A 19,899-nucleotide genomic window follows, 5' to 3' on the forward strand; every position below is an offset into this window, starting at 1 on the left:
AATGACCAATAACGAATAACCAGTGAGCCAGTTGGCAGTTTTCAGTTGGCAGTTTGCAAACCAATGAACAAATGACCAATGAACGAATGAACCAATCAAAATGAAAAAATTCTTAAAAATAACGGCAGCGATAGTAATATTGCTGCTTATTTGCTATTTCGGCTTTTTTAAATTAAGACAAATCCGCGCAAGCAATATCTCAATCCCCGCTTCTGCCAATGCCGTATTAAAAATAAATGTTGACGGACTATATAAAACACTTGCGTTAAGTTATGTAAAACATCCAGATCAATATTCAGGACTCGACAAAAAAGGGATTAAGGAAAAGATAGATGGTTTAAATACGGGATTGAAAATTCCAGCAAATATTTACATCTACACTTTAAAAGGTAAGGCTAAAACTACCCTGTTTTCGAGTTTTGAAATAGCAGACACTTCAGCGTTTAACCAATTTATATCAAAAAATGATTTTTTGAAGTTAACTAAAATAGATGCTGGTTTTTTTGAGTCTAAAGATTCAACGCTCTGCATCTTATTTAATAAAACAACTGTTGCTTTAGCTTTTTCTCCCGGAAAAGAAAAGGTAAAATCCGCTCTGAAAGAAATACTGAACCAGAAAAACACCGTTAAAATTGGCGACAGTAAGTTTAATGATCTGGTGGGGCTTTCAGATCACGTATCTTTTCAAAATGCTGAAAATTTAAGCAAGATTAATTTTACAGATGGGAAAATTAATTTCAGCAATGAGTTTATAAATAAGTTGATAGATCCGGCGCCTCAACCACAACACCGTGTTTTAAATACGGAAAGTACCATATGCATGTGGCTGAACGGAAAATTTAAGACAGATTTAACCAAAAAAAATCAAACTGCAAATCCTTCGTTTCTTTCAAAATATAACTTTCTAAGATTTTATAAGGATTACGTGGATTTTGAATGGGCAAACACTATAAAACAGGCCGATACTGTTATAGGTTACGAATACAATGAAGATTTTGAACGGGTTGAGAAAAAAATAATACAGGAAAAGAAGATTCCTTCCATTTCAATTAATATGAGTGCCAATAACCGGGAGCTTAGCAATTACCTTAAATCATCAAACGCGTTGGATCAATCTACAGGTAAAATCAGCAGAACCATCTTTCCATTGTACCAACTACATTTCAAGAGCAATGATGGCAATATCCAGTTCAGCACTTTGCAAAATGCAAAGTTCGACCTTAAAAGAGAGTCTTCAGATGATTTCTTCTACCTTAAAGTAGATTTTAACAAACTCACCCAACAAGTTCCGATGCCAATAATTGCAAATAACCTTAAAGCATTTAGCAAACTTGAAGTTAGGGCAAAAAGTATAGGTAAGGATCAAATCAAACTTGAATCTGAATTATTATTTTCAAATAAAGAGATCAATTCCCTCATTGAGCTAGTAAAAATATCAAGAGGTGGGTTAAATGGTTCGTTAAATCTGAGTTCATCATTGGATATTTCAATAAAAAGGTAGTAAATACCGGAGATTTAAAACTATGCGCTGATCTCCGAAATCTGCGGGAGAAAGCATAAAAAAGCCCTGCAGTTTTAAATTCTGCAGGGCTTTATTAGTTTACCTTTTTCTTTTCTCCTTTTGTTTGGTGAGCCACCAAACATGGAGTTTTTGATCAGGACGATAAATTAAAAGCTTATGGCCAAACGCCCAGGTTCATATAAGAAACCGCAATTTTATCGATAGAGTTTACGAAAGCAGCAGTTCTTAAAGTCTGCGTGCCCGGTTTGGTCATCAATGTTTCGCGGATTTCGTGATAAGAATGGATCATGGTATCTTCCAAACCAGAGTTTACCAATTCCATTTCCGATGCACCTTTAACAATCATTAAACGGTGTTCAGGCAAGATGGTTTTTCCGGTAAGGTTTTCTAAAGTAGCAATTAAGTTGGCGTTTGAGTTGGCCGCATAACGGTTTTCCATACGTCCGAAAGCTACGTGCGAAAGGTTTTTCAACCACTCGAAATAAGAAACGGTTACACCACCGGCATTACAGTACATATCAGGGATAATGATACCGCCCATTTCGGTAAAAATAGCTTCAGCCTCTGGCGTAGTTGGTCCGTTTGCACCTTCAGCAATAATTTTTGCTTTAATGTTACGGATATTCTCTTCGGTAAACTGGTTTTCCAAAGCAGCCGGCACGATGATATCGCAATCCTGCTCTAAACCTTCCATAGAGTTTTTGAAGCTTGTAGCACCTGGGAAATCTAAAATTGAACCCGTGTTTTTACGGTGTGCAAAAACCTCATCCACATTTAATCCATTGGCATTGTAAATGGCTCCTTCAAATTCGCATAAACCAACAATGGTAGCACCAAACTCCGCAAGGAATTTAGCAGAGTGGTAACCTACATTACCCAATCCCTGTACAATTACCCTTTTATCGCCTAAACCGGCTTTAAAACCGATTTTAGCCATATCTTCTGCAACTTCTACACATTCGCGTACGGCGTAAGCAACACCACGGCCTGTAGCCTCTTTACGGCCACGGATACCATGCAAAGCAATCGGTTTACCGGTAACGCAACCCAAAGCATCAAGCTGACCCGGGTTCATGGTCATATAAGTATCGGCAATCCAGCTCATTTCGCGTTCGCCCGATCCATAATCAGGAGCAGGAACATCAATGCCGGGACCGATAAAGTTTTTCTTAATTAATTCTGTTGTATAACGACGGGTAATGGTTTCAAGCTCAGCAACACTATATTGTTTGGTGTTGATTTTGATACCACCTTTTGCACCACCAAACGGAACGTTAACGATAGCACATTTGTAGGTCATTAGGGCCGCAAGTGCCATTACCTCATCTTCGTTAACCATTTCGCTGTAACGGATACCGCCCTTTGTAGGGCTCATGTGGTGAGAGTGCTCAACACGCCAGGCGTCGATTACTTCAAAACCGTTTCCGCGGCGTATTGGGAACTGGAAACGATATACACTATTACATGTTTTAATCTGGTTCAATAAACCTTCGGGATGATTGGTGAATTGAGCCGCACTGTCAAAGTTCTTACAAACATCTGCAAAGAACTTGTTCTCGTCTGCTAGATTAGCCATTATTTATTTTTTATATTGAATAAGTTTTCGGTACAAAATTGCCTAAAAAAACCGCACATATCCAAATACAAAAAGACTTAGTGTACAGCTAACACCACCCTATCTGAAAGCTGGGGCAGCTTTTGTACCGATTAGGGTAAACTGTTCAAAAACAATATTTAAACGTGTTTAAAGATAGATATACCAGTTAAACGACTAGCTTAAACGACCATTTTTATAGGTTTTATTTCGACTTTTTAGACCTGAAAAAAATTATAAAAAAAATATCCACAAAGGCATTTTATTACAACACTCATTAAACAGAAAGCAAAAACAGCATAAAAATTATGAATATTGTAAATTTCAACCAAAAAATATGGCATAAAAAAAGTGATCAAAAAATATTTGATCACTTTCTAAAAATTAAATCCGGATCGCGATGTGAACGGTCCGTTTGATACTATTTTTCGATATGGTTTTCCTTTTCGATTTTCTTCAATCTTTTATCGATCGAGAAAAGATAGGCAAGTAGCCCAATAAGTATAATTACGATACAGATTACAACAACGTAAATTTTTCCGCTGCTGCGAAGGCTATCAGCCATTTCTACGCCATTATCCTGTGCAAATAACTGCATGGTGGCCATCAATAATATTAGGGAGAAAAATATCTTCTTCATGTTAGTTATGTTGTTGTTTGTTTTCTATTGAACGGATTCTGAAACGGATGGTATACACCCAATAGCCGATTAATATCCAGCCTAAACATGCCGGGTAAAACACCATACGCATGCGGCTATCTAAATCGTAACTGTTAAAACCAGGGTTACCACCATTGCCCGGATGCAGCGAATCTTTTAAACGCGGCAGCACAAAAAGCAGCACCACCATCATCGGAAAGGCAAAAATATTGTAAATGGCCGAAATTTTTGCTCTTTTTTGTTCCTCATCTATCGCATTACGGAGAATAAGGTAAGCAAAGTACAATAAAATGGAAATGGCTGCAAAATTTTGCTTGGGATCGAAGCTCCAAAACTGTCCCCAGGTGTATTTAGCCCAGATAGCGCCGGTTATTAAACCCAAAACACCAAAAATAATACCTGCATTTACACTTTCTACCGCTTTAATATCATCTATTTCGCTTTTACTGCTCAACGATTTAACACTGTAAAAAACAGAGATTGAAAAAAGTACGATCATGGCAAACCACATCGGAACATGGAAATACAGGTTGCGGATTGTTTCGTTTAAAATAGGTAAATGAGGCACGCCCAGCAACAAACCTGCTACCGCAGTATAAATCACCAGACCTGAACCTAAAATTTTCCACCAGGTTTTATGCATATATATTTAATTTTAAATGAGTGAATTTTGAATGAGAGAATGTGATTTTCATATCATCATTTTCTTATTCAATCATTCAATCCTTCTCTAATTCAATCCTTCTCCCATTCGATCCTTCTCCCATTCGATCATTCAATCCTTCTCTAATTCAATCCTTCTCCCATTCGATCATTCGATCATTCAATCCTTCTCTAATTCAATTTAGTCCCTCCAAAGGTAAGGAAATAACAATAAAGAGGTTGCCACCATCAATACGTTCACCACCAGCAACATCGCTATTTCATCGTAGCTATTCTCCCAGGGCAGGCCATCAACCGCATTTTTAGCCAATTTGATCAACAGAATCAGCACCGGAATAATGATCGGGAAACTTAATATCGCCATTAACATACCGCCGTTACCGGCTTTGCTTGCAATGGCCGAAACCATGGTAAATACGGTAGAAAAACTCATACTTCCCAATACCACGGCCACATAATACAGTACCATATCGGGTGGCGTAAAAGAATCGAAAACCAAGGTATAAAAGCCCAATGCGATGGTGGTAAGTACCAGCATCAGGAGTGTGTTGTAAACTGTTTTGGAAATTAAAACCGCAGCCGGACTTGCCAAAATGTAACTGTAAAGCTGTTGTCCTTTGGTTTCCTGCAAAAAGCTTTTAGAAACACCGTTGATCGAGGCAAACAGCATAATGATCCAGAAGAGTGCATTCCAGGTTAATTTATCGCCAAGGCTCACAAAAGAAAGGTAACAGGTAAAAATAGTAGAAACCACATAAAGCAACACACCGTTAATGGTATATTTGGAGCGCCACTCTAACAATACTTCTTTGTGAATTAAATATTTAACCTCTTTGGCCAATTGCATAACCGCAAAGATAAATAATTGCTTTATTGTTGGATGGCTTTATTGTTGTATTGTTGTAATTTTGTTTACGGTTTTCAGCCACGGAGACACAGAAAACACAGAGAGAATCTTAAACACAGATAAAAAAGATAAACACAAATGTTTTTTTGGAAGTGGCATAAATGGTATATAATCTAATTGGCCACTGGGACACAGAAATATGGAGAAAACAACATGCACAACAAATCTGTGTTCACATGTGTAAATCTGTGGTTAAAGCAATAATAATATGGATTACGCATCAGTTATAGAAACGCCTATTGGCAAAATAACCATCCTGGCTGATGATGAATTTGTGCATGCCGTAACTTTTGAAGAAAAAGAAACCTCAGATTTACCAGAAAACAAACTCACCATAAACGTTGCCAAACAGCTAAAAGATTATTTTAACGGAACGCTCCGCGATTTCGATTTCCCGATGAAACAGAAAGGGACCGATTTTCAACAGGAAGTGTGGCAGAATTTGTTGGCAATACCTTATGGCGAAACCACTTCTTACGCCAAATTTTCGGCGCATAAACCATTGGCCATCCGTGCAATTGCCGCAGCAAATGGAAAAAATAATATCGCCATTGTGGTGCCCTGCCACAGGGTAATTGGCAGCAATGGCAAGCTGGTAGGTTATGCCGGCGGATTATGGCGTAAACAGTGGCTGCTACAGCACGAACGGGAAGTTACCCACCAGGGACAAACAGAATTAAAATTTTAAAATCATATATTTTTTTTGCAGATGAATACAGCTCAAGCCGAAACACCAAACCATTTAAAAGCCATCCGTTTAATCAATATCGAAGGAGATAAATGTTCGTTCGAAATAGGTAGAATCCCGATCCGGCAACATATCAATGCAAATTATTTTTTTGCACAAACAGATGTAACCACTTTGGAGAAAATCCCCCACCCTGCACCACGCCGTCAATATGTGATCACCTTAAAGGGTAAATTGAAGTTTACGGTTAGTAACGGCGACACCTTTATTATCGAACCGGGCATTGTGCTTATAGCCAACGATACTGCAGGCGAAGGCCATACCTGGGAAATTGTAGATGGAAATGAATGGGAAAGAATTTATATCCCCCTGGAGGAGGCTACAGACGACTATTTTACAATAGATTAACATTTTCAAAACCACAATAGGTTCAAATCCGTAAATAATATCAAAAACCAGTGATATTATGAAAACGATTTGCTCCCTTCTCTTTGTTCTTTTAAGCTACCTGCCTATGGAAAAAAATAGTCCTGTGGCTAAAATAGATTTAAAAAAATATGCCGGAACGTGGTATTCGTTATATTCTATTCCCACGATTTTTGATAAGGGCAGCAGGGAAACAACCACTAAGTACACCTTAAACAAAGACGGTTATTACAATGTGCTTACCACCTACAAAAAGCCGGGTGACGAAAAAATTTATTCGAGAAATTCGAAAATGTTCCCCTCAGAAAGTGGCGATAGTGGCGAGTTACAGGCACAGTTTATCTGGCCGATAAAAGTTGATTATTGGATTATCGAACTGGCTGAAGATTATTCTTATGTCGTAGTCGGTCACCCCGACCATAAGTTTTTATTTATCATGAGCCGCAGTCAAACCATGCCAAAGAAAACCCATGATGAAATTGTGGCGAGGTGTAAAGCAAAAGGATACGAGGTGGGGAAATTAACTTCGCAACAGCATAGTTAGCTGGCAGTTTTCAGTTCTCAATTGGCACCTAAAAGAATGATCAAATTATAATAATCAATTGCGACCGTTTTAGGAGAAAGCTACGAAGATGGATGATGGAAAATGTAAGATGGAAAATGTATAATGGATGAGGGAAAGAACCAATTTTAGTTAACTAATTAACAGTACTAAAACCTTAATGTTCTTAACTTCTTAATGGTCAGAGGATAAAAAACACTGTAAAATGGAGATCCTTCGACTCCGCTCAGGATGACAATCGCGAGGGAGTTTGTCGGACGGCGTTTTGCGCTTAGCGGCAATTGAAAACAATCACCAATGATCAAATTACAATAATCAATTGCGACCGTTTTAGGAGAAAGCTATGAAGATGTATGATGGAAAATGTAAGATGGATGATGGAAAGAACCAATTTTCAGTTAACTAATAAACAACACTATAACCTTAACTTCTTAATGGTCAGAGGATAAAAAGTACTGTAAAATGGAGATCCTTCGACTCCGCTCAGGATGACAACCGCGAGGGAGTTCGCGCAATGCGATTGGCATCAATTAACCAATTTAAACAGTTAACCGATTAACCATCATACCGCTCCGAATTTCTCAATCAGCTTATCTTTCTGGATCCTTGCTACCTGCAATTGTTTGTTGTTCTCGAGCGTTAGCAAACAATCGTTCTTATTAAAAAACTTAACTTTATTTAAATTGATGATGTACTGACGGTGTATCCTGAAGAAATTTCTGTCTTCCAGTATCTCCTGAACATCTTTTAGTGTTTTCGAAATAATCACCTTTTCGCCATCCAACAAAACCAAAATAGAATAATTGCTGCTGGCCTCAACATAAAGAATATCGTCTACATTGATAAAAACAACTCCCGAAAGTGAGCTTACGGCAATTTTATTTACGCGTTCCAGATTCATTTGCCTTTGGAAATGGTTTAATTGCTTATCAGAAATACTATCTTTCACTACAGCCTTGTTTACGGCTTCAACCAGATCGTTTACATCAACAGGTTTAACCAGATAATCTAACGCACTAAACCGAAAGGCTTTGATCGCAAATTCATTGTATGCCGTTGTAAAAACAACCTTGAATTTTATCGGTGTTAACCTCTCCAGTAACTGAAAACCATTTAACTCGGGCATCTCGATATCCAAAAAAACAAGATCGGGATTTAATCCTTCTATTTCCTGTAGTGCTTTAATCGGGCTGTTAAACGAATAAATAACGCCAACCTGGGCGCAATGCTTTTTTAACTGTATGCGCAGTAAGCTTATACTATCTTCTTCATCATCTATAATTACAACATTGAGCGTTTTCATATTTTAGATTTAATTGTTTCATTTATTTTAATTGATGTTATACTTCAAGCTTGTTTTTAGATTAAGTGGATACTGATTAAAACCATGGTCCCATTAGCTTCATTGTTTTCGCCATAGAGGTCTTCGATCCTGATCTGCGTGTTTGTATTAAATTCCTTATTAAAATTAGCGATACGCTCGCCGGTAATCAATGTTCCATACGATTTTTCCTTTTCAACATCCTTACTATTCAGTTCTGCTGCTTTTAATCTGCCTATTCCATCGTCCTTAATGCTTATCAGCAAAGTTTGCTGTTTAAAGTCCTGGGAAATGTTGATCCTGATTTCACCACCATCATTTTTATGCATCAAACCATGCCAAATGGCATTTTCGATATAAGGTTGTACCAACATCGGGGGGATTTCTATAAAATCGGTATCAACATCATCATCAATTTCGAAAGTATATTTCAGTTTACCTTTAAAGCGCATGGTTTCCATTTCGAGGTACAGCTTTATGGTTTTGATTTCCTCTGATAATACAATTTTATCTTTCCTTGAGTGCGAAAGGGATAAGCGCATCAATTGGGAAAATTTACTAAGATAACTGGAAGCCAACTCACTGTTATTCTGCTCAATATACAGATTAATAGAATTTAAACAGTTAAAAATAAAATGTGGATTCATCTGCAGCCTTAAAATCTTGTGCTCGTTCTCTGCATTTTTTATTTTAAGGTTGATCCGTTCGAGTTCATCAAGCCGATCGCTATAAGCCAGTGCGGTAAGAAACAAAATCGCATCAACGGCAAATGCCAATGTTACCAGGTCTACATAACTGTTAACGGCGTAGTACCAGGCCGGAAGATTGGCAATATTGAGCCATTTGGGCACGACGCTAAAAATCAGAGCAATGGATATGGTTAAAAGTCCTAAAAATGCAAACCGTAAATACCCCTGATTGGGTTTTGGCCTGGCATGGTAAGCCAACCAAAGCGTAAGGACTAAAACAGGTAGCGCATTGTAAATCCAGATTGTTTTGGTAATTGGCGTAAGTTCTGGCCTAAAATAATGGACAACTATTACAACAACCATAAAACCCCAAAACCACAGACAGCATTTTAAATAAATATTAAGGTATTTATTCTCGTTTGCTTTTAAAAACTTACCCAGAAAAAGAATGTAAAAAAAATTCTGAGGTACAAACGATAAATAAAATATAAAATTGTTATTTAACTTGGGCAGCCAGTCTGTTTCTAAAATAATGGCATCGGCCTGTAGCGAATACCTGAAAAACCAGGCTATAGAAGCCAGGGCATAATAAAGATAGGCTATGTTTTTACGTTGAAAAAAGAACTTAAGACAACAATAAATGAATACGGTAAAATAAAACCCGGCAAACCATAGTTTAATGTTTTTAAAACTTAGGGGAAATAAAATCAGCTCGTTATTCAGTTCGCGATAGGCAGTATCATAAGTTTCTATTTTTGGGTACTGCGGTACAATATTGTATTGATGTTTTTTGATCAGCACATAAAAATCCTGTGTTTTTTGTGATTTTAATGGCAGATATATGCGCCAATAATCGTTTGCGATTGATAGCGCTGAGGTTTTCGAGCCGAAACCTGTCTGCCCGATCAAAACCAGTTTATCCCCTATCCGCTCAAACAGTTGGGTATGCTGCATTTTACTGTCGAACTTTAACAGTAAAGTGCTATCTCTTGTAAAAGCACTATGGGTGCTAAAATGTATCCAATATTGCAGCACACTAAATTCAAACTCTTTTTTTGCCGTAACACTATCATTCAACAAATGCCAATCCAAGTGCTGTACATCTGCCAACGTTTTACAGCGCCTTTCCGAAAGGGCATAATCGGCCTGATTTAAAAGGCTGATACTTTTGCCCTGTTCTGTAATATCTATCAGTTTAATTCTTCCCTGTGCAAGTACTAAGGACTTACCCATAAACACCAGGCTTAAAAGGATCAACAATCGGAAAGATCTGTTTTTCATAAAATTCATACAAAAACCAAGAGAGGCATTAAAATAAAGATAAACAGAAAAAGAATAATTAAACCTATAAATGTGTGAAGCATAGGTTTACAGCTGCGAAGCGTATTACTTTCAGTGTAGAGTATGATTAATACAACAGTTTACACAGTAGAACCTACATTCTATCCTCAAAAAACCACAGCTCACTCAATTAACCTTATTGATCAATAATCGCCGCTTAAATTTGAGCTATATGTAAGCCAAGGCATACAAAACAGTATGGTTGGGTACTAATTATTGACACTCTAATTTATAACAAGATGAAAAACATCATGATTATCGCTCTGCTTGTAAATGCTGCATTGATAACAGTATCATTTACTTTAAAAACAGACATTCCTTTTCTGTTGGGAACCAATGCCTGCAAGGTAAAATACAAGCAGAATAATGGTATTGCAACATTGATATCATTGCATGATAATGAAAATACTGCAATTGATGCTTTCAACAGCTTACCGAAAGAAATAAACTTTAATCTGTTTGAAATCCATCAGCAAAATTTGCGTACACTGACATGTAGGGTAGACAATAAAAATTATCTATTCGATCCAAACCGTATTTTTTCTCAAATAGGGATTAAGGCAACTTTAGAAAAATATAATGATTGAACAGCTACCTTTCCTTCGGAGGTAACCACACAAATCAAAGCTTTTTCCGATAATCTTTTAAAGGCATTTACCACCCGAAATCCAAGTAAATACATTGTTTCAATCCATAACAATACTGATGGGGCACCGCTTTCGATAACCGATTACATTAAACCCAATAAATATCACAAAGAAGCTAAAGAAGTTTTCAGGGCGCAGGGAAAAGATCCTGATGATTTTTTTCTGGTAACAGAATCAAAAGATTTCGATTACCTGAAAGCGCTTAACGAAAATGTAGTGTTACAAAATGACAATCCCACCGATGATGGCTCCCTATCGGTTTATTCCAGTAAAAATAATATCCCTTATATCAATATCGAAGCAGAAAACAACCACAAATCCCAACAAGCAAACATGTTAAAAATTACTTACAAACTATTAAAAAGGAGATAATATTATGAACAAAGTTTTAAAAACGATAAGAATCGGCAAGGTATTGCTATTCTTAGTTACAGGTTTAATATCTGTTGGAAATGCATATGGTCAGCCAGCAAAGAAAAATGCGGAAGATATTACTCAACGTATCAATTTTATAGTGGGTGTTGGTGCCAATTATATACCCACTGTACTTTATCAAAATCCGGCAATCAATAAAACCAATAATAGTGTATTAATTGAAAAAGGTCAGCGAATAAAAACCAGTTTAAATTTTGGCATTGTTTATACGCCATACTTTCGAACTTTCTATCAGTCGGACGGGAGTACCAAAACGGTGCCACATGGCATATCAATATCAACCTTTATTAACCCACTAACACTATCGAAAGCCACTGATGCCCAGCCTTTTTTTAATGCCCTTGATTTTGGAGTTGGTATAGGGTATAAATTTGCCGCCGATTTTTTAATAATGGGAACGGTAGAATGGTTTAGCGTTAACCAGCCCAAAGATTGGTTTGTAAACGAATACCAGGCAAACAATAAACCTTTCCTGATCAATAACGCACCTCAACAATCATTTGACTTAACAGATTCCAATATTTTTCGCAATAAAACGGTAACCACATTTGGCTTTAAATTCTGCTACGCCTTTGATATTGTAAAAAATGTGGTTAAACCAGATAAAAGCAATCCATAATATGTATAGAGAACTAACTAAATCTTCTAAACAATAAAAATTAACACTATGGCTACAGGAAAACAGTTTTTAGAATCAGCGCAAAAACACATTGGAGAAAAATATGTGTATGGCGCAAAAGTTCCATTTGATAACCCTAATTATAAGGGTGCTTGGGATTGTGCAGAATTTATAAGTTGGGTAGTATACCAAGTGGCTAAAATAAAAGTTGGCATTCGGGGTAATGAGGCCTATACGGGCTATTGGGCCAAAGATGTTGCCAAATTTTGCAAACAGATAAGTATCAGCGAAGCTGCGCAAACTTATGGCGCAATTCTTTTAAGGTCACCAGGCTATAAGGGAATAGCCATTGGGCATATTGTATTCAGTGATGGTGCAGGTGGTACAATTGAAGCAAAAAGCTCAAAAGACGGCGTTTGCAAAAGCAAGATAGCAGACAGGCAATGGGAGTTTGGACTTTTAATCAATAATATTGACTATGAGGTTAATCCAGTTTTCCATTTTGATTATAACTTGCCAACAAAAAACTTCTATGTTACCAAGCCGCTAATGAAGAATGTGATAGTGCGAGCAGCAAAAGAAAAATTGGCCGAAATTAACTTATATCATGGCGTTATAAACGATATATATGATACAGAAACGGCTAAAGCAGTTACTAACTATCAAAATATCGAAGGTTTAGTGGTTGATGGCATATTGGGCAAACAAACACTAACTTCGTTAAATATAATATAGCTACAATGTAAAAATCTGAGCAACGTAAAACCAATTAATTGATCTAAGCAAACAAAAACAGCACTCAACAGTTAGAACTAAAATAATTTATTTTACTTCTAACTGTTCCTTTTTAACACTCGAAACCAATAAAATAACGGCTACCAGCAATACAATCCATCCCCATTGGAAATGAATCGTTTTAGATAATACTTTATCAAAAAATTTCGATCCGAAGTAGTTATTTACCTTAAACCAAACGGCAGCAGCCATTATAGCACTCCAAATTAAGGTAACGAAAGCCATGATCCTAAATACACTTAAAGCACGTACAAAAAGAAACAGTGTAGTTAAAGCTACAATGGCTAACGAGATATAAAGCAAACGCGGATCTGCCTGATACAGATTCCAATTGCCCTTAAAAGGAACTTTTAGCATCGGTGCAATGGTAATGGCAACAGTTGCCAAAATTAGGCCTATATAAGCATTGACTTTTTTTACTACTAACATTTTATAAGTGATTACACAGATTTAGAGATTACACGGATTAATGAACAATCAACTCTTCATTATTTAATGGCGAAATTAACAAGTATTTTTGAATGACAAATAAAATAGTTCTTAGTTTATAGTCAGCTGCACCTCAACAATTACTTAGTAGACAAAATTAGATCCTGAAACAAGTTCAGGATGACGGATCGCAGGAGTTTTTCGGTTAGACACTAGCAATCATTGCTTGCGTGTTAACAACAGCTCAAGAAATGGGGTATTTTGCTTTAAGCACCTAACCTCAATTAACCGATTTGAACAATTAACCGATTAACCAACCTACTGTCCTTCAATAATGCCCATTTTATCGGCAAAGTGTGCGCAATAATCGCGTAAATCTTCAACAATAAGGGTTTCATTTGTGGCTTTTAGGAAACTATCGCCCATGGTTTGCAGGGTTTCGTAGAAAAAACGTTTCATTTCATCAACAGGCATATCTTTTGTCCAAAGATCGATACGCATTGAATTTTTGTAATTATGATCCCAAAGCGCAAGGAACATCGATTTCACCGGAACTTTATCTGTTGTTTTGGCATCGGTACTTTCCCAAAGAATGTTCTCTGGCATGTTATTATCGTCTAACTCAACAGTTATTTTTATTTCTGCTTTTCTCATTTTTTTAGTTTGATTACACCGATTAAAAGGTTACTCAGATTATCAGTTTATTTTAACGGACGCAAAGATGATTAAATTAAATTGATTACACAGATTAAAGGATTACACAGATTAGCACCGGCGGAATATTTTGACCGTTTAATTACGCGAGTTTTTGCAAAATGACCATCAGCACAGCAGCGATTACAATAAATATCAGTTCTATTATCCAGATCCGTTTGATATCCTTTAAAGTAAACCGGAAAATCAGATCGGTTATAAAGGTTACAAGGATGAGGCTGCCCAGAATAAATTTATAGAAAGCACTCATATCAAAATGCTGTCCGGCAGGCTTGGTTTGAAGAATGCTCGACATCAAAAACGCAAATGCAAGTGCAGTGATAATATTTAAAGGTGTAATTCTAAGCTTCATTACTTTTTCTTGTCGAATCTTTTACCCTTTTTAAAACTCTTAACTTCCTTGCCGGCCTTTGCCTTTGCTTTATCCCTTGCTTTTTTCTCGATAGCAGCGGCATGTTTTTTCTCGTGGAAAGCCCCTTTAAAATCAGGATCTTCCTTACGTTTCTGCATATCAATTTCTTTGGCAATATGCTGGCGCTCTTCGTAAGGGGTAGCTTCGATAAAAACACCTTCTGGAATTTCGGCAACCGGAATCTGCTGACGGATCAGCTTTTCGATTTTACGGATATAGTATTTTTCACCTTCAGTGGCAAAAGTAATGGCATCACCTTTGGCAAAGGCCCTTCCCGTACGTCCAATCCTATGCACATAATCCTCGATAATAATCGGTACATCGAAATTAATCACGTGGCTTACATCACTCACATCAATACCCCTGCTCGCCACATCAGTAGCTACTAAAACACGGATATTGCCTTCCTTAAAGCTATTAATAGAGTTTATTCTTGTGTTCTGTCCTTTATTGGCATGTATTACACGTACATTTTCTGCACCATACCTGCGTTCGATAAAACTGAAAATATTATCGGCAACGGTTTTCGTTTTACAGAAGATAATCAGGCGGTTAAAAGTTTCATCATTTTTCAATAAATGCTGCAACAGGTTAATCTTAGTTTTAAAATTAGGAACATGATATAAAGCCTGTGTTACGTTTGCAGCCGGTGTTGCCTGTTGGGAAGCTTCTATTACAACCGGATTTTTCAGGAAATCGCCAGCAATTTTCTGAACCAGATCGCTCATCGTTGCCGAGAACAATAAATTCTGGCGTTTACGTGGAACAATCTCCAGAATACGGTGAATTGAACCGATAAAACCCATATCCATCATTTTATCTGCTTCATCAAGCACCAAAAACTTTAAGCTTTGCGTATTGATATCGCCCGATAAATATAAATCAAGGAACCTTCCGGGTGTAGCAATTAAAATATCAACACCTTTTGAAATCTGTTCTTTCTGTGTTTTGGGGCCAATTCCACCAAAAATTACCAGGGAGCGCAGATCGGTATAAGTAGAAAATAATTTTACCTGCTCGGCAATCTGCATGGCCAGTTCTCGCGTTGGCGACAAAATCAATGCCCTCGGACTTTCACCCTGTGCGTATTTCAACTGCATTAAAATCGGCAGAACAAAAGCAGCTGTTTTTCCCGTACCGGTTTCTGCGATACCAAAAATATCCTGACCAGATAATACTGGCGCAATTGCTTTTTCCTGTATCGGTGTGGCAACGGTATAACCTGCATCGGCAACTGCATTTAAAATTTGCCTGTTTAACTTAAATTCTTCGAACGATTTTGCCATAGCGCACAAAGATAGTGATTAAGGTTGAGGGTTTGAAGGTATAAGGCAGAAGGTTTGAACCATACGCAATTTCAAAGCCCCTATTTACAGGATTTTTGAGGGAGTTTTATTCGACTTACAGAAACAGTACTGCGCTAATTTTCTCAAATCTCATATCTAACTTCTCAAATCTATTTTTACCTTTGAAACCATGAATACTTACCTGATAAAAGCTGCTACAATTGTAAACGAAGGACAGAAAATTGTAGCCGATGTATTGATAAAAGACGGATTGATTGCCAAAATAGGCCAAAATTTATCTGCACCTGACGCTAAAGAAATAAACGCCGAAGGACAATACCTTTTACCGGGAATGATTGATGATCAGGTGCATTTCCGTGAACCGGGTTTAACCCACAAAGCCGATATTTTTACCGAAAGCATGGCCGCAGTGGCCGGAGGGATTACCTCTTTTATGGAAATGCCCAACACTGTACCCAATACCCTAACCCAGGATTTACTGGCCGATAAATATGAAATTGCGGCACAAACCTCGCTTGCCAATTACTCATTTTACATGGGTGCCAGTAATGATAATATTGAGGAGGTTTTAAAAACCGACCCTAAAAATGTTTGTGGTATTAAGGTTTTTATGGGTTCATCAACAGGAAATATGCTTGTTGATAACGAAAAGACTTTAGAAAACATTTTCAGCAAAGCACCAATTTTGGTGGCCACACATTGCGAAGATGAAGCAACTATCCGCCATAACCTGGCCGAATTTAAAGCCAAATACGGCGAAGATCTTACCATAGATATGCATCCTTTAATCCGCAGTGCAGAGGCTTGTTATAAATCATCATCACTCGCAGTGGAGCTGGCGAAAGCCTACAAAACGCGTTTGCATATCCTACACATTTCTACCGCTAGAGAAATTGCATTATTTGATAACATTACACCTTTAAAAGATAAAAAAATCACGGCCGAAGCCTGTGTACACCACCTTTGGTTTAATGATAAAGATTATGCTACAAAAGGCAACTTTATTAAATGGAACCCTGCTGTAAAAACCGGGGCCGATCAAAATGGGGTATTAAATGGCGTACTTGAAAACTATATCGATGTAATTGCAACCGACCATGCGCCACATACTTTAGCAGAAAAGCAACAGCCCTATTCGCAGGCCCCATCAGGTGGACCTTTGGTTCAGCATGCACTGCCGGTTTTATTGGAAATGCATTTGCAGGGGAAAATTTCCTTAGAGCGGATTGTTGAAAAAACAGCACATAACCTGGCCATCTGTTTCGATATCGAAAAACGTGGTTTTATCCGCGAAGGGTACTGGGCCGACCTGGTTTTGGTTGATTTGAAAGACCCGTGGAAAGTAACCAAACTCAATAATTTTTATAAATGCGGCTGGAGTCCTTTTGATGGTGAAACTTTCCAGGCCAGTATTACACATACCTTTGTTTCAGGTAATTTAGCCTATCAAAATGGCAAATTCACGACTGATCAGATCGGAAAACGCCTAACTTTTGACAGATAAATTCGTTATATTTGTTTATTACAATGAAATATCATGGAAACATTAATCGTTCATCCTAAAAATAAAGAGCAACTTGCAGCTTTAAAGGCTTTTATAAAGGCATTGAAAATTGATTTTACATCTGAAAAGAGCCCATACAATCCTGAATTTGTTGAAAAGATTTTAGATGGAGAAAAATCAAGAAAGTCCGGTAAACCCGGTTTGAAAATTGATGTTCAAAATATGTGGAAATAATCCATAATTAATCTCAAAACATTTTATCGCGTCCCAAATTAACTAGTTAAAATGGGTATGCAAATAGAATTACATGAAAAAGCCATAGCTGATTTCCAATTTTGGAAAAAATCCGGAAATAAAGCAATTCAAAATAAGATACAAGTGCTTTTTGCAGATATGCTGCTTTATCCTTTTTACGGAATTGGTAAACCAGAAATGTTAAAATACGAACTTTCTGGAAAATGGTCTAGAAGAATAAACGAAGAACATAGGATTGTTTATGATGTAGTAGACGATATTTTAAACATTTATTCACTAAGAGGTCACTACAAATAGTTAATGATAGCACGTTCATTATCAGTCAAATCGCTCATTTTAGTTAGCTTTGCTATCCTAATTTATATTTTTGGGTTTTTCCCCGTTCCTGTCCAAAAATATTACTCAACAGGTTTTTATCCTTATATATCTTCGGCCCTAAGATTTATATCTTCGATCTTTCCTTTTGCCATAGGCGATATCATTTATGTTTTGCTTATCGGCTTTGTGCTTTACAAAATCATAAGCCTTTTTAAAAGAAGAAAATCACTAAAAAAGCAGGATAGAATTGTTATTCCCTTACAGGTTTTAAACTTCTTCCTCATTCTTTATATCGTTTTCAAAATTATTTGGGGTTTAAATTACAGTCGGCCAAGCATAAGCAAGGAGTTGGGCATAGGGAATGATAAATACAGTGTTAAAGAACTGGTTGTGCTCGGCAATTATTTTGTTGATAAAACCAATGCATTAAAATTGAAGCAGGGTAAAGTACCGGCTTATACGATTAAAGACCTGGAATTGAAATCTGCGGCCACTTATGCACTTATGTCGCAAAAAAATAAAGTATTCCAGTACTCAAACCCTTGTTTAAAATCGGTTCTAAATCCATGGTTAATCAGTAAAATCGGCATTGAAGGCTATTATGCACCACCTTCGGGCGAAGCCAATATGAATATGAACATACCCGATTTTGTAAAACCATATATAAGCTGTCACGAAATTGGCCATCAGCTCGGAATTGCTTATGAGGATGAAGCCAACTTAATAGGTTACCTCACCGCTAGTAATAGTCCTGATGTGAATTACCAATATTCTGCCAATTATGAAATGCTGCGTTATATTTTATTTGAAATCAGGATCAAATCTCCTGATGATTATAAAATACTGCACGCAAAACTCTCACCACAGATTTTAGCCGATTTTAAAACCGAAAAAGAATTCTGGCAAAAATATAATGGCGATATGTTCGGATACATGGGTGCCGCTTTTGATGGTTTCTTAAAACTGAACAACCAGAAAAAAGGAATCGATAGCTACCAGGGCATTGTAATCTGGTTGTGGAATATTTATAAATCCGAAAGTCAGAGGTCCGAAAGTCCGAAGATCAGGGAGTAAAAAACCATTATCCATTTTACATCCTACATCTCACCTATTTATCCGTGAATCGCTTCTTTCGTACCAAAACTCTGGATCAGTTCGCCTTCAAATTCCAGCCATTCTTTCCAGCGTTTGTCAACATCTACATCAGTACTGTATTTACGGGCAAAATTTAAGAAAGTAGTATAATGGCCGGCTTCAGAAACCATCAGTTCGTGATAAAATTTGGCCAGTTCCTGATCCTTAATATTTAACGAAAGTACCCTGAAACGTTCGCAGCTCCTCGCCTCTATCATCGCGGCAAATAAAAGTCGATCGATAAAAGCCATGTTGCGGCTTCCGTCTTTCTTACTAAATTTTACCAAACGGCCAACGTAATCATCTTTACGCTCACGGCTAAGCGTATAACCACGTTTTTTGATAATCTCGATCACCATCTGAAAATGCTGCATTTCTTCAATGGCAATAGCTGTTAATTCGTCAACCAAATCCTGATGTTCGGAATTTTGGGTAATCAGCGTAATCGCATTTGTTGCCGCTTTTTGTTCGCACCAGGCATGGTCGGATAAAATTTCCTCTAAATTCGATTCTGCAATATTTGCCCAACGTGGGTCTGTCAATAATTTTAATCCTAACATCTGGTGCTTTTGTAATTGAGCTGCAAAATTAGAAATAATCGGCACGGTTTTAAAATTGTGAGTTAAAAAGCCTTTATTTTGCATAAATTTTAAATCATGAGCACAAAGAAATTGTTGATTATTGGATTTGTTTGGCCCGAACCAACCTCATCGGCGGCCGGTACGAGGATGATCCAATTGGTTGATTTATTTCTGGTAAAAGGTTACCGAGTTATTTTTGCATCCGCAGCCTCAAAAAGCGATTTCAGTTATGATTTTAGTGCTTCAACTGTTGTAGAACAGGAAATCAAACTAAACGACGAAAGTTTTAATACTTTTTTAAAGGAATTGAACCCTGATATGGTCCTCTTCGACCGTTTTATGGTAGAAGAACAATATGGTTGGCGCGTGCAGCAG

22 protein-coding genes and 1 pseudogene are annotated in these 19,899 nt (G+C 37.2%); 12 read left to right on the forward strand and 11 right to left on the reverse strand.

From position 1 onward, the window contains the following. Window positions 1–100: 100 nt before the first annotated feature. A complete protein-coding gene (locus B2V92_RS23820; protein ID WP_293312816.1) occupies window positions 101–1,501 on the forward strand; it encodes a hypothetical protein in 1,401 nt (466 codons plus the stop codon). 175 nt (window positions 1,502–1,676) lie between these two features. On the opposite strand, the gene B2V92_RS23825 is transcribed toward B2V92_RS23820, so the two are convergent. The 4 genes from B2V92_RS23825 to B2V92_RS23840 form a co-directional block, all read right to left on the reverse strand. Next, complete coding sequence (locus B2V92_RS23825; protein WP_113948394.1) at window positions 1,677–3,098, reverse strand: Glu/Leu/Phe/Val family dehydrogenase; 1,422 nt, start codon at window positions 3,096–3,098, stop codon at window positions 1,677–1,679. A 439-nt stretch (window positions 3,099–3,537) separates the two neighbouring features. Beyond that, complete coding sequence (locus B2V92_RS23830; protein ID WP_113948395.1) at window positions 3,538–3,756, reverse strand: CcmD family protein; 219 nt, start codon at window positions 3,754–3,756, stop codon at window positions 3,538–3,540. Between the two features lies 1 nt (window position 3,757). Then, window positions 3,758–4,420 (reverse strand): cytochrome c biogenesis protein CcsA, encoded by a 663-nt coding sequence (gene ccsA / locus B2V92_RS23835; RefSeq protein WP_293312820.1) that lies wholly within the window; start codon window positions 4,418–4,420, stop codon window positions 3,758–3,760. Window positions 4,421–4,621: 201 nt separating this feature from the next. After that, window positions 4,622–5,287, reverse strand: coding sequence for a heme exporter protein CcmB (locus B2V92_RS23840; protein WP_113948397.1), 666 nt, complete (start codon window positions 5,285–5,287; stop codon window positions 4,622–4,624). A gap of 268 nt (window positions 5,288–5,555) precedes the next feature. Between B2V92_RS23840 and B2V92_RS23845 the strand changes: the two genes are divergently transcribed. The 3 genes from B2V92_RS23845 to B2V92_RS23855 are packed head-to-tail and all read left to right on the forward strand — an operon-like array spanning window position 5,556 to window position 7,005. Then, on the forward strand, window positions 5,556–6,035 hold the full coding sequence (locus B2V92_RS23845; RefSeq protein WP_293312823.1) for a methylated-DNA--[protein]-cysteine S-methyltransferase: 480 nt from the start codon (window positions 5,556–5,558) through the stop codon (window positions 6,033–6,035). Between the two features lie 21 nt (window positions 6,036–6,056). Further along, window positions 6,057–6,443 carry a hypothetical protein gene (locus tag B2V92_RS23850; protein ID WP_293312824.1) on the forward strand — a complete coding sequence of 129 codons (387 nt, stop codon included), beginning with the start codon at window positions 6,057–6,059 and terminating at the stop codon, window positions 6,441–6,443. A 58-nt stretch (window positions 6,444–6,501) separates the two neighbouring features. Next, a complete protein-coding gene (locus B2V92_RS23855) occupies window positions 6,502–7,005 on the forward strand; it encodes a lipocalin family protein (protein WP_293312825.1) in 504 nt (167 codons plus the stop codon). Between the two features lie 580 nt (window positions 7,006–7,585). Here the strand turns inward: B2V92_RS23855 and B2V92_RS23860 are convergent. Both B2V92_RS23860 and B2V92_RS23865 read right to left on the reverse strand, forming a co-directional pair. Beyond that, a complete protein-coding gene (locus tag B2V92_RS23860) occupies window positions 7,586–8,326 on the reverse strand; it encodes a LytR/AlgR family response regulator transcription factor (protein ID WP_293312827.1) in 741 nt (246 codons plus the stop codon). A 56-nt stretch (window positions 8,327–8,382) separates the two neighbouring features. Beyond that, on the reverse strand, window positions 8,383–10,266 hold the full coding sequence (locus B2V92_RS23865; RefSeq protein ID WP_293312829.1) for a sensor histidine kinase: 1,884 nt from the start codon (window positions 10,264–10,266) through the stop codon (window positions 8,383–8,385). A gap of 347 nt (window positions 10,267–10,613) precedes the next feature. On the opposite strand from B2V92_RS23865, the gene B2V92_RS23870 reads away from it, so the two are divergent. The 3 genes from B2V92_RS23870 to B2V92_RS23880 all read left to right on the forward strand — a co-directional run bounded on the left by B2V92_RS23870 (window position 10,614) and on the right by B2V92_RS23880 (window position 12,810). Beyond that, on the forward strand, window positions 10,614–10,961 hold the full coding sequence (locus B2V92_RS23870; protein WP_293312831.1) for a hypothetical protein: 348 nt from the start codon (window positions 10,614–10,616) through the stop codon (window positions 10,959–10,961). Window positions 10,962–11,397: 436 nt separating this feature from the next. Continuing rightward, a complete protein-coding gene (locus B2V92_RS23875; RefSeq protein WP_293312833.1) occupies window positions 11,398–12,075 on the forward strand; it encodes a hypothetical protein in 678 nt (225 codons plus the stop codon). A gap of 48 nt (window positions 12,076–12,123) precedes the next feature. Then, complete coding sequence (locus B2V92_RS23880) at window positions 12,124–12,810, forward strand: peptidoglycan-binding domain-containing protein (protein ID WP_293312835.1); 687 nt, start codon at window positions 12,124–12,126, stop codon at window positions 12,808–12,810. Window positions 12,811–12,897: 87 nt separating this feature from the next. Here B2V92_RS23880 and B2V92_RS23885 read toward each other — a convergent pair whose 3' ends face one another. From B2V92_RS23885 to B2V92_RS23900, 4 genes are all read right to left on the reverse strand, one after another. Further along, window positions 12,898–13,299: a hypothetical protein gene (locus B2V92_RS23885; RefSeq protein WP_293312837.1), complete on the reverse strand. Its 402-nt coding sequence runs from the start codon at window positions 13,297–13,299 to the stop codon at window positions 12,898–12,900. Between the two features lie 318 nt (window positions 13,300–13,617). Beyond that, entirely contained in the window at window positions 13,618–13,953 is a 336-nt protein-coding gene (gene gldC / locus B2V92_RS23890; RefSeq protein ID WP_293312839.1) for a gliding motility protein GldC, read from the reverse strand. Window positions 13,954–14,095: 142 nt separating this feature from the next. Continuing rightward, a complete protein-coding gene (locus tag B2V92_RS23895; RefSeq protein WP_293312841.1) occupies window positions 14,096–14,365 on the reverse strand; it encodes a hypothetical protein in 270 nt (89 codons plus the stop codon). Next, the gene (locus B2V92_RS23900; RefSeq protein WP_293312843.1) at window positions 14,365–15,711 is read right to left on the reverse strand and encodes a DEAD/DEAH box helicase; all 1,347 of its coding nucleotides are present in this window, start codon (window positions 15,709–15,711) and stop codon (window positions 14,365–14,367) included. The genes B2V92_RS23895 and B2V92_RS23900 overlap by 1 nt, the downstream gene beginning before the upstream one ends. A 190-nt stretch (window positions 15,712–15,901) precedes the next feature. Between B2V92_RS23900 and B2V92_RS23905 the strand changes: the two genes are divergently transcribed. Genes B2V92_RS23905 through B2V92_RS23920 form a run of 4 tightly spaced genes read left to right on the forward strand, consistent with a single transcriptional unit; the run spans window position 15,902 to window position 18,883 of the window. Next, window positions 15,902–17,236, forward strand: a complete 1,335-nt coding sequence (locus B2V92_RS23905) for a dihydroorotase (RefSeq protein ID WP_293312844.1) — start codon at window positions 15,902–15,904, stop codon at window positions 17,234–17,236. 33 nt (window positions 17,237–17,269) lie between these two features. Next, window positions 17,270–17,470 carry a DUF2683 family protein gene (locus tag B2V92_RS23910; RefSeq protein ID WP_293312846.1) on the forward strand — a complete coding sequence of 67 codons (201 nt, stop codon included), beginning with the start codon at window positions 17,270–17,272 and terminating at the stop codon, window positions 17,468–17,470. Between the two features lie 57 nt (window positions 17,471–17,527). Continuing rightward, window positions 17,528–17,788, forward strand: coding sequence for a Txe/YoeB family addiction module toxin (locus tag B2V92_RS23915; protein WP_293312848.1), 261 nt, complete (start codon window positions 17,528–17,530; stop codon window positions 17,786–17,788). 3 nt (window positions 17,789–17,791) lie between these two features. Continuing rightward, a complete protein-coding gene (locus B2V92_RS23920) occupies window positions 17,792–18,883 on the forward strand; it encodes a DUF3810 domain-containing protein (protein ID WP_293312850.1) in 1,092 nt (363 codons plus the stop codon). 38 nt (window positions 18,884–18,921) lie between these two features. On the opposite strand, the gene B2V92_RS23925 is transcribed toward B2V92_RS23920, so the two are convergent. Next, a complete protein-coding gene (locus tag B2V92_RS23925) occupies window positions 18,922–19,503 on the reverse strand; it encodes a tRNA-(ms[2]io[6]A)-hydroxylase (RefSeq protein ID WP_293312852.1) in 582 nt (193 codons plus the stop codon). 96 nt (window positions 19,504–19,599) lie between these two features. Here B2V92_RS23925 and B2V92_RS23930 point away from each other — a divergent pair. Then, window positions 19,600–19,899, forward strand: a pseudogene (locus B2V92_RS23930) (glycosyltransferase); the annotation flags it as partial.

This window comes from Pedobacter sp. UBA5917 (genome assembly GCF_002432345.1).
Taxonomy (GTDB): domain Bacteria; phylum Bacteroidota; class Bacteroidia; order Sphingobacteriales; family Sphingobacteriaceae; genus Pedobacter.

Excerpts from the sequence above, each read along its gene's own strand:
- B2V92_RS23865 (WP_293312829.1), bottom strand. The coding sequence starts at position 10,266 with ATGGGTAAGTCCTTAGTACTTGCACAGGGAAGAATTAAACTGATAGAT.
- B2V92_RS23925 (WP_293312852.1), bottom strand. The coding sequence starts at position 19,503 with ATGTTAGGATTAAAATTATTGACAGACCCACGTTGGGCAAATATTGCA.
- B2V92_RS23820 (WP_293312816.1), top strand. The coding sequence starts at position 101 with ATGAAAAAATTCTTAAAAATAACGGCAGCGATAGTAATATTGCTGCTT.
- B2V92_RS23880 (WP_293312835.1), top strand. The coding sequence starts at position 12,124 with ATGGCTACAGGAAAACAGTTTTTAGAATCAGCGCAAAAACACATTGGA.
- ccsA (WP_293312820.1), bottom strand. The coding sequence starts at position 4,420 with ATGCATAAAACCTGGTGGAAAATTTTAGGTTCAGGTCTGGTGATTTAT.
- B2V92_RS23900 (WP_293312843.1), bottom strand. The coding sequence starts at position 15,711 with ATGGCAAAATCGTTCGAAGAATTTAAGTTAAACAGGCAAATTTTAAAT.
- B2V92_RS23895 (WP_293312841.1), bottom strand. The coding sequence starts at position 14,365 with ATGAAGCTTAGAATTACACCTTTAAATATTATCACTGCACTTGCATTT.
- B2V92_RS23825 (WP_113948394.1), bottom strand. The coding sequence starts at position 3,098 with ATGGCTAATCTAGCAGACGAGAACAAGTTCTTTGCAGATGTTTGTAAG.
- B2V92_RS23850 (WP_293312824.1), top strand. The coding sequence starts at position 6,057 with ATGAATACAGCTCAAGCCGAAACACCAAACCATTTAAAAGCCATCCGT.
- gldC (WP_293312839.1), bottom strand. The coding sequence starts at position 13,953 with ATGAGAAAAGCAGAAATAAAAATAACTGTTGAGTTAGACGATAATAAC.
- B2V92_RS23855 (WP_293312825.1), top strand. The coding sequence starts at position 6,502 with ATGAAAACGATTTGCTCCCTTCTCTTTGTTCTTTTAAGCTACCTGCCT.
- B2V92_RS23845 (WP_293312823.1), top strand. The coding sequence starts at position 5,556 with ATGGATTACGCATCAGTTATAGAAACGCCTATTGGCAAAATAACCATC.
- B2V92_RS23915 (WP_293312848.1), top strand. The coding sequence starts at position 17,528 with ATGCAAATAGAATTACATGAAAAAGCCATAGCTGATTTCCAATTTTGG.
- B2V92_RS23860 (WP_293312827.1), bottom strand. The coding sequence starts at position 8,326 with ATGAAAACGCTCAATGTTGTAATTATAGATGATGAAGAAGATAGTATA.
- B2V92_RS23875 (WP_293312833.1), top strand. The coding sequence starts at position 11,398 with ATGAACAAAGTTTTAAAAACGATAAGAATCGGCAAGGTATTGCTATTC.
- B2V92_RS23840 (WP_113948397.1), bottom strand. The coding sequence starts at position 5,287 with ATGCAATTGGCCAAAGAGGTTAAATATTTAATTCACAAAGAAGTATTG.
- B2V92_RS23885 (WP_293312837.1), bottom strand. The coding sequence starts at position 13,299 with ATGTTAGTAGTAAAAAAAGTCAATGCTTATATAGGCCTAATTTTGGCA.
- B2V92_RS23905 (WP_293312844.1), top strand. The coding sequence starts at position 15,902 with ATGAATACTTACCTGATAAAAGCTGCTACAATTGTAAACGAAGGACAG.
- B2V92_RS23830 (WP_113948395.1), bottom strand. The coding sequence starts at position 3,756 with ATGAAGAAGATATTTTTCTCCCTAATATTATTGATGGCCACCATGCAG.
- B2V92_RS23870 (WP_293312831.1), top strand. The coding sequence starts at position 10,614 with ATGAAAAACATCATGATTATCGCTCTGCTTGTAAATGCTGCATTGATA.
- B2V92_RS23910 (WP_293312846.1), top strand. The coding sequence starts at position 17,270 with ATGGAAACATTAATCGTTCATCCTAAAAATAAAGAGCAACTTGCAGCT.
- B2V92_RS23920 (WP_293312850.1), top strand. The coding sequence starts at position 17,792 with ATGATAGCACGTTCATTATCAGTCAAATCGCTCATTTTAGTTAGCTTT.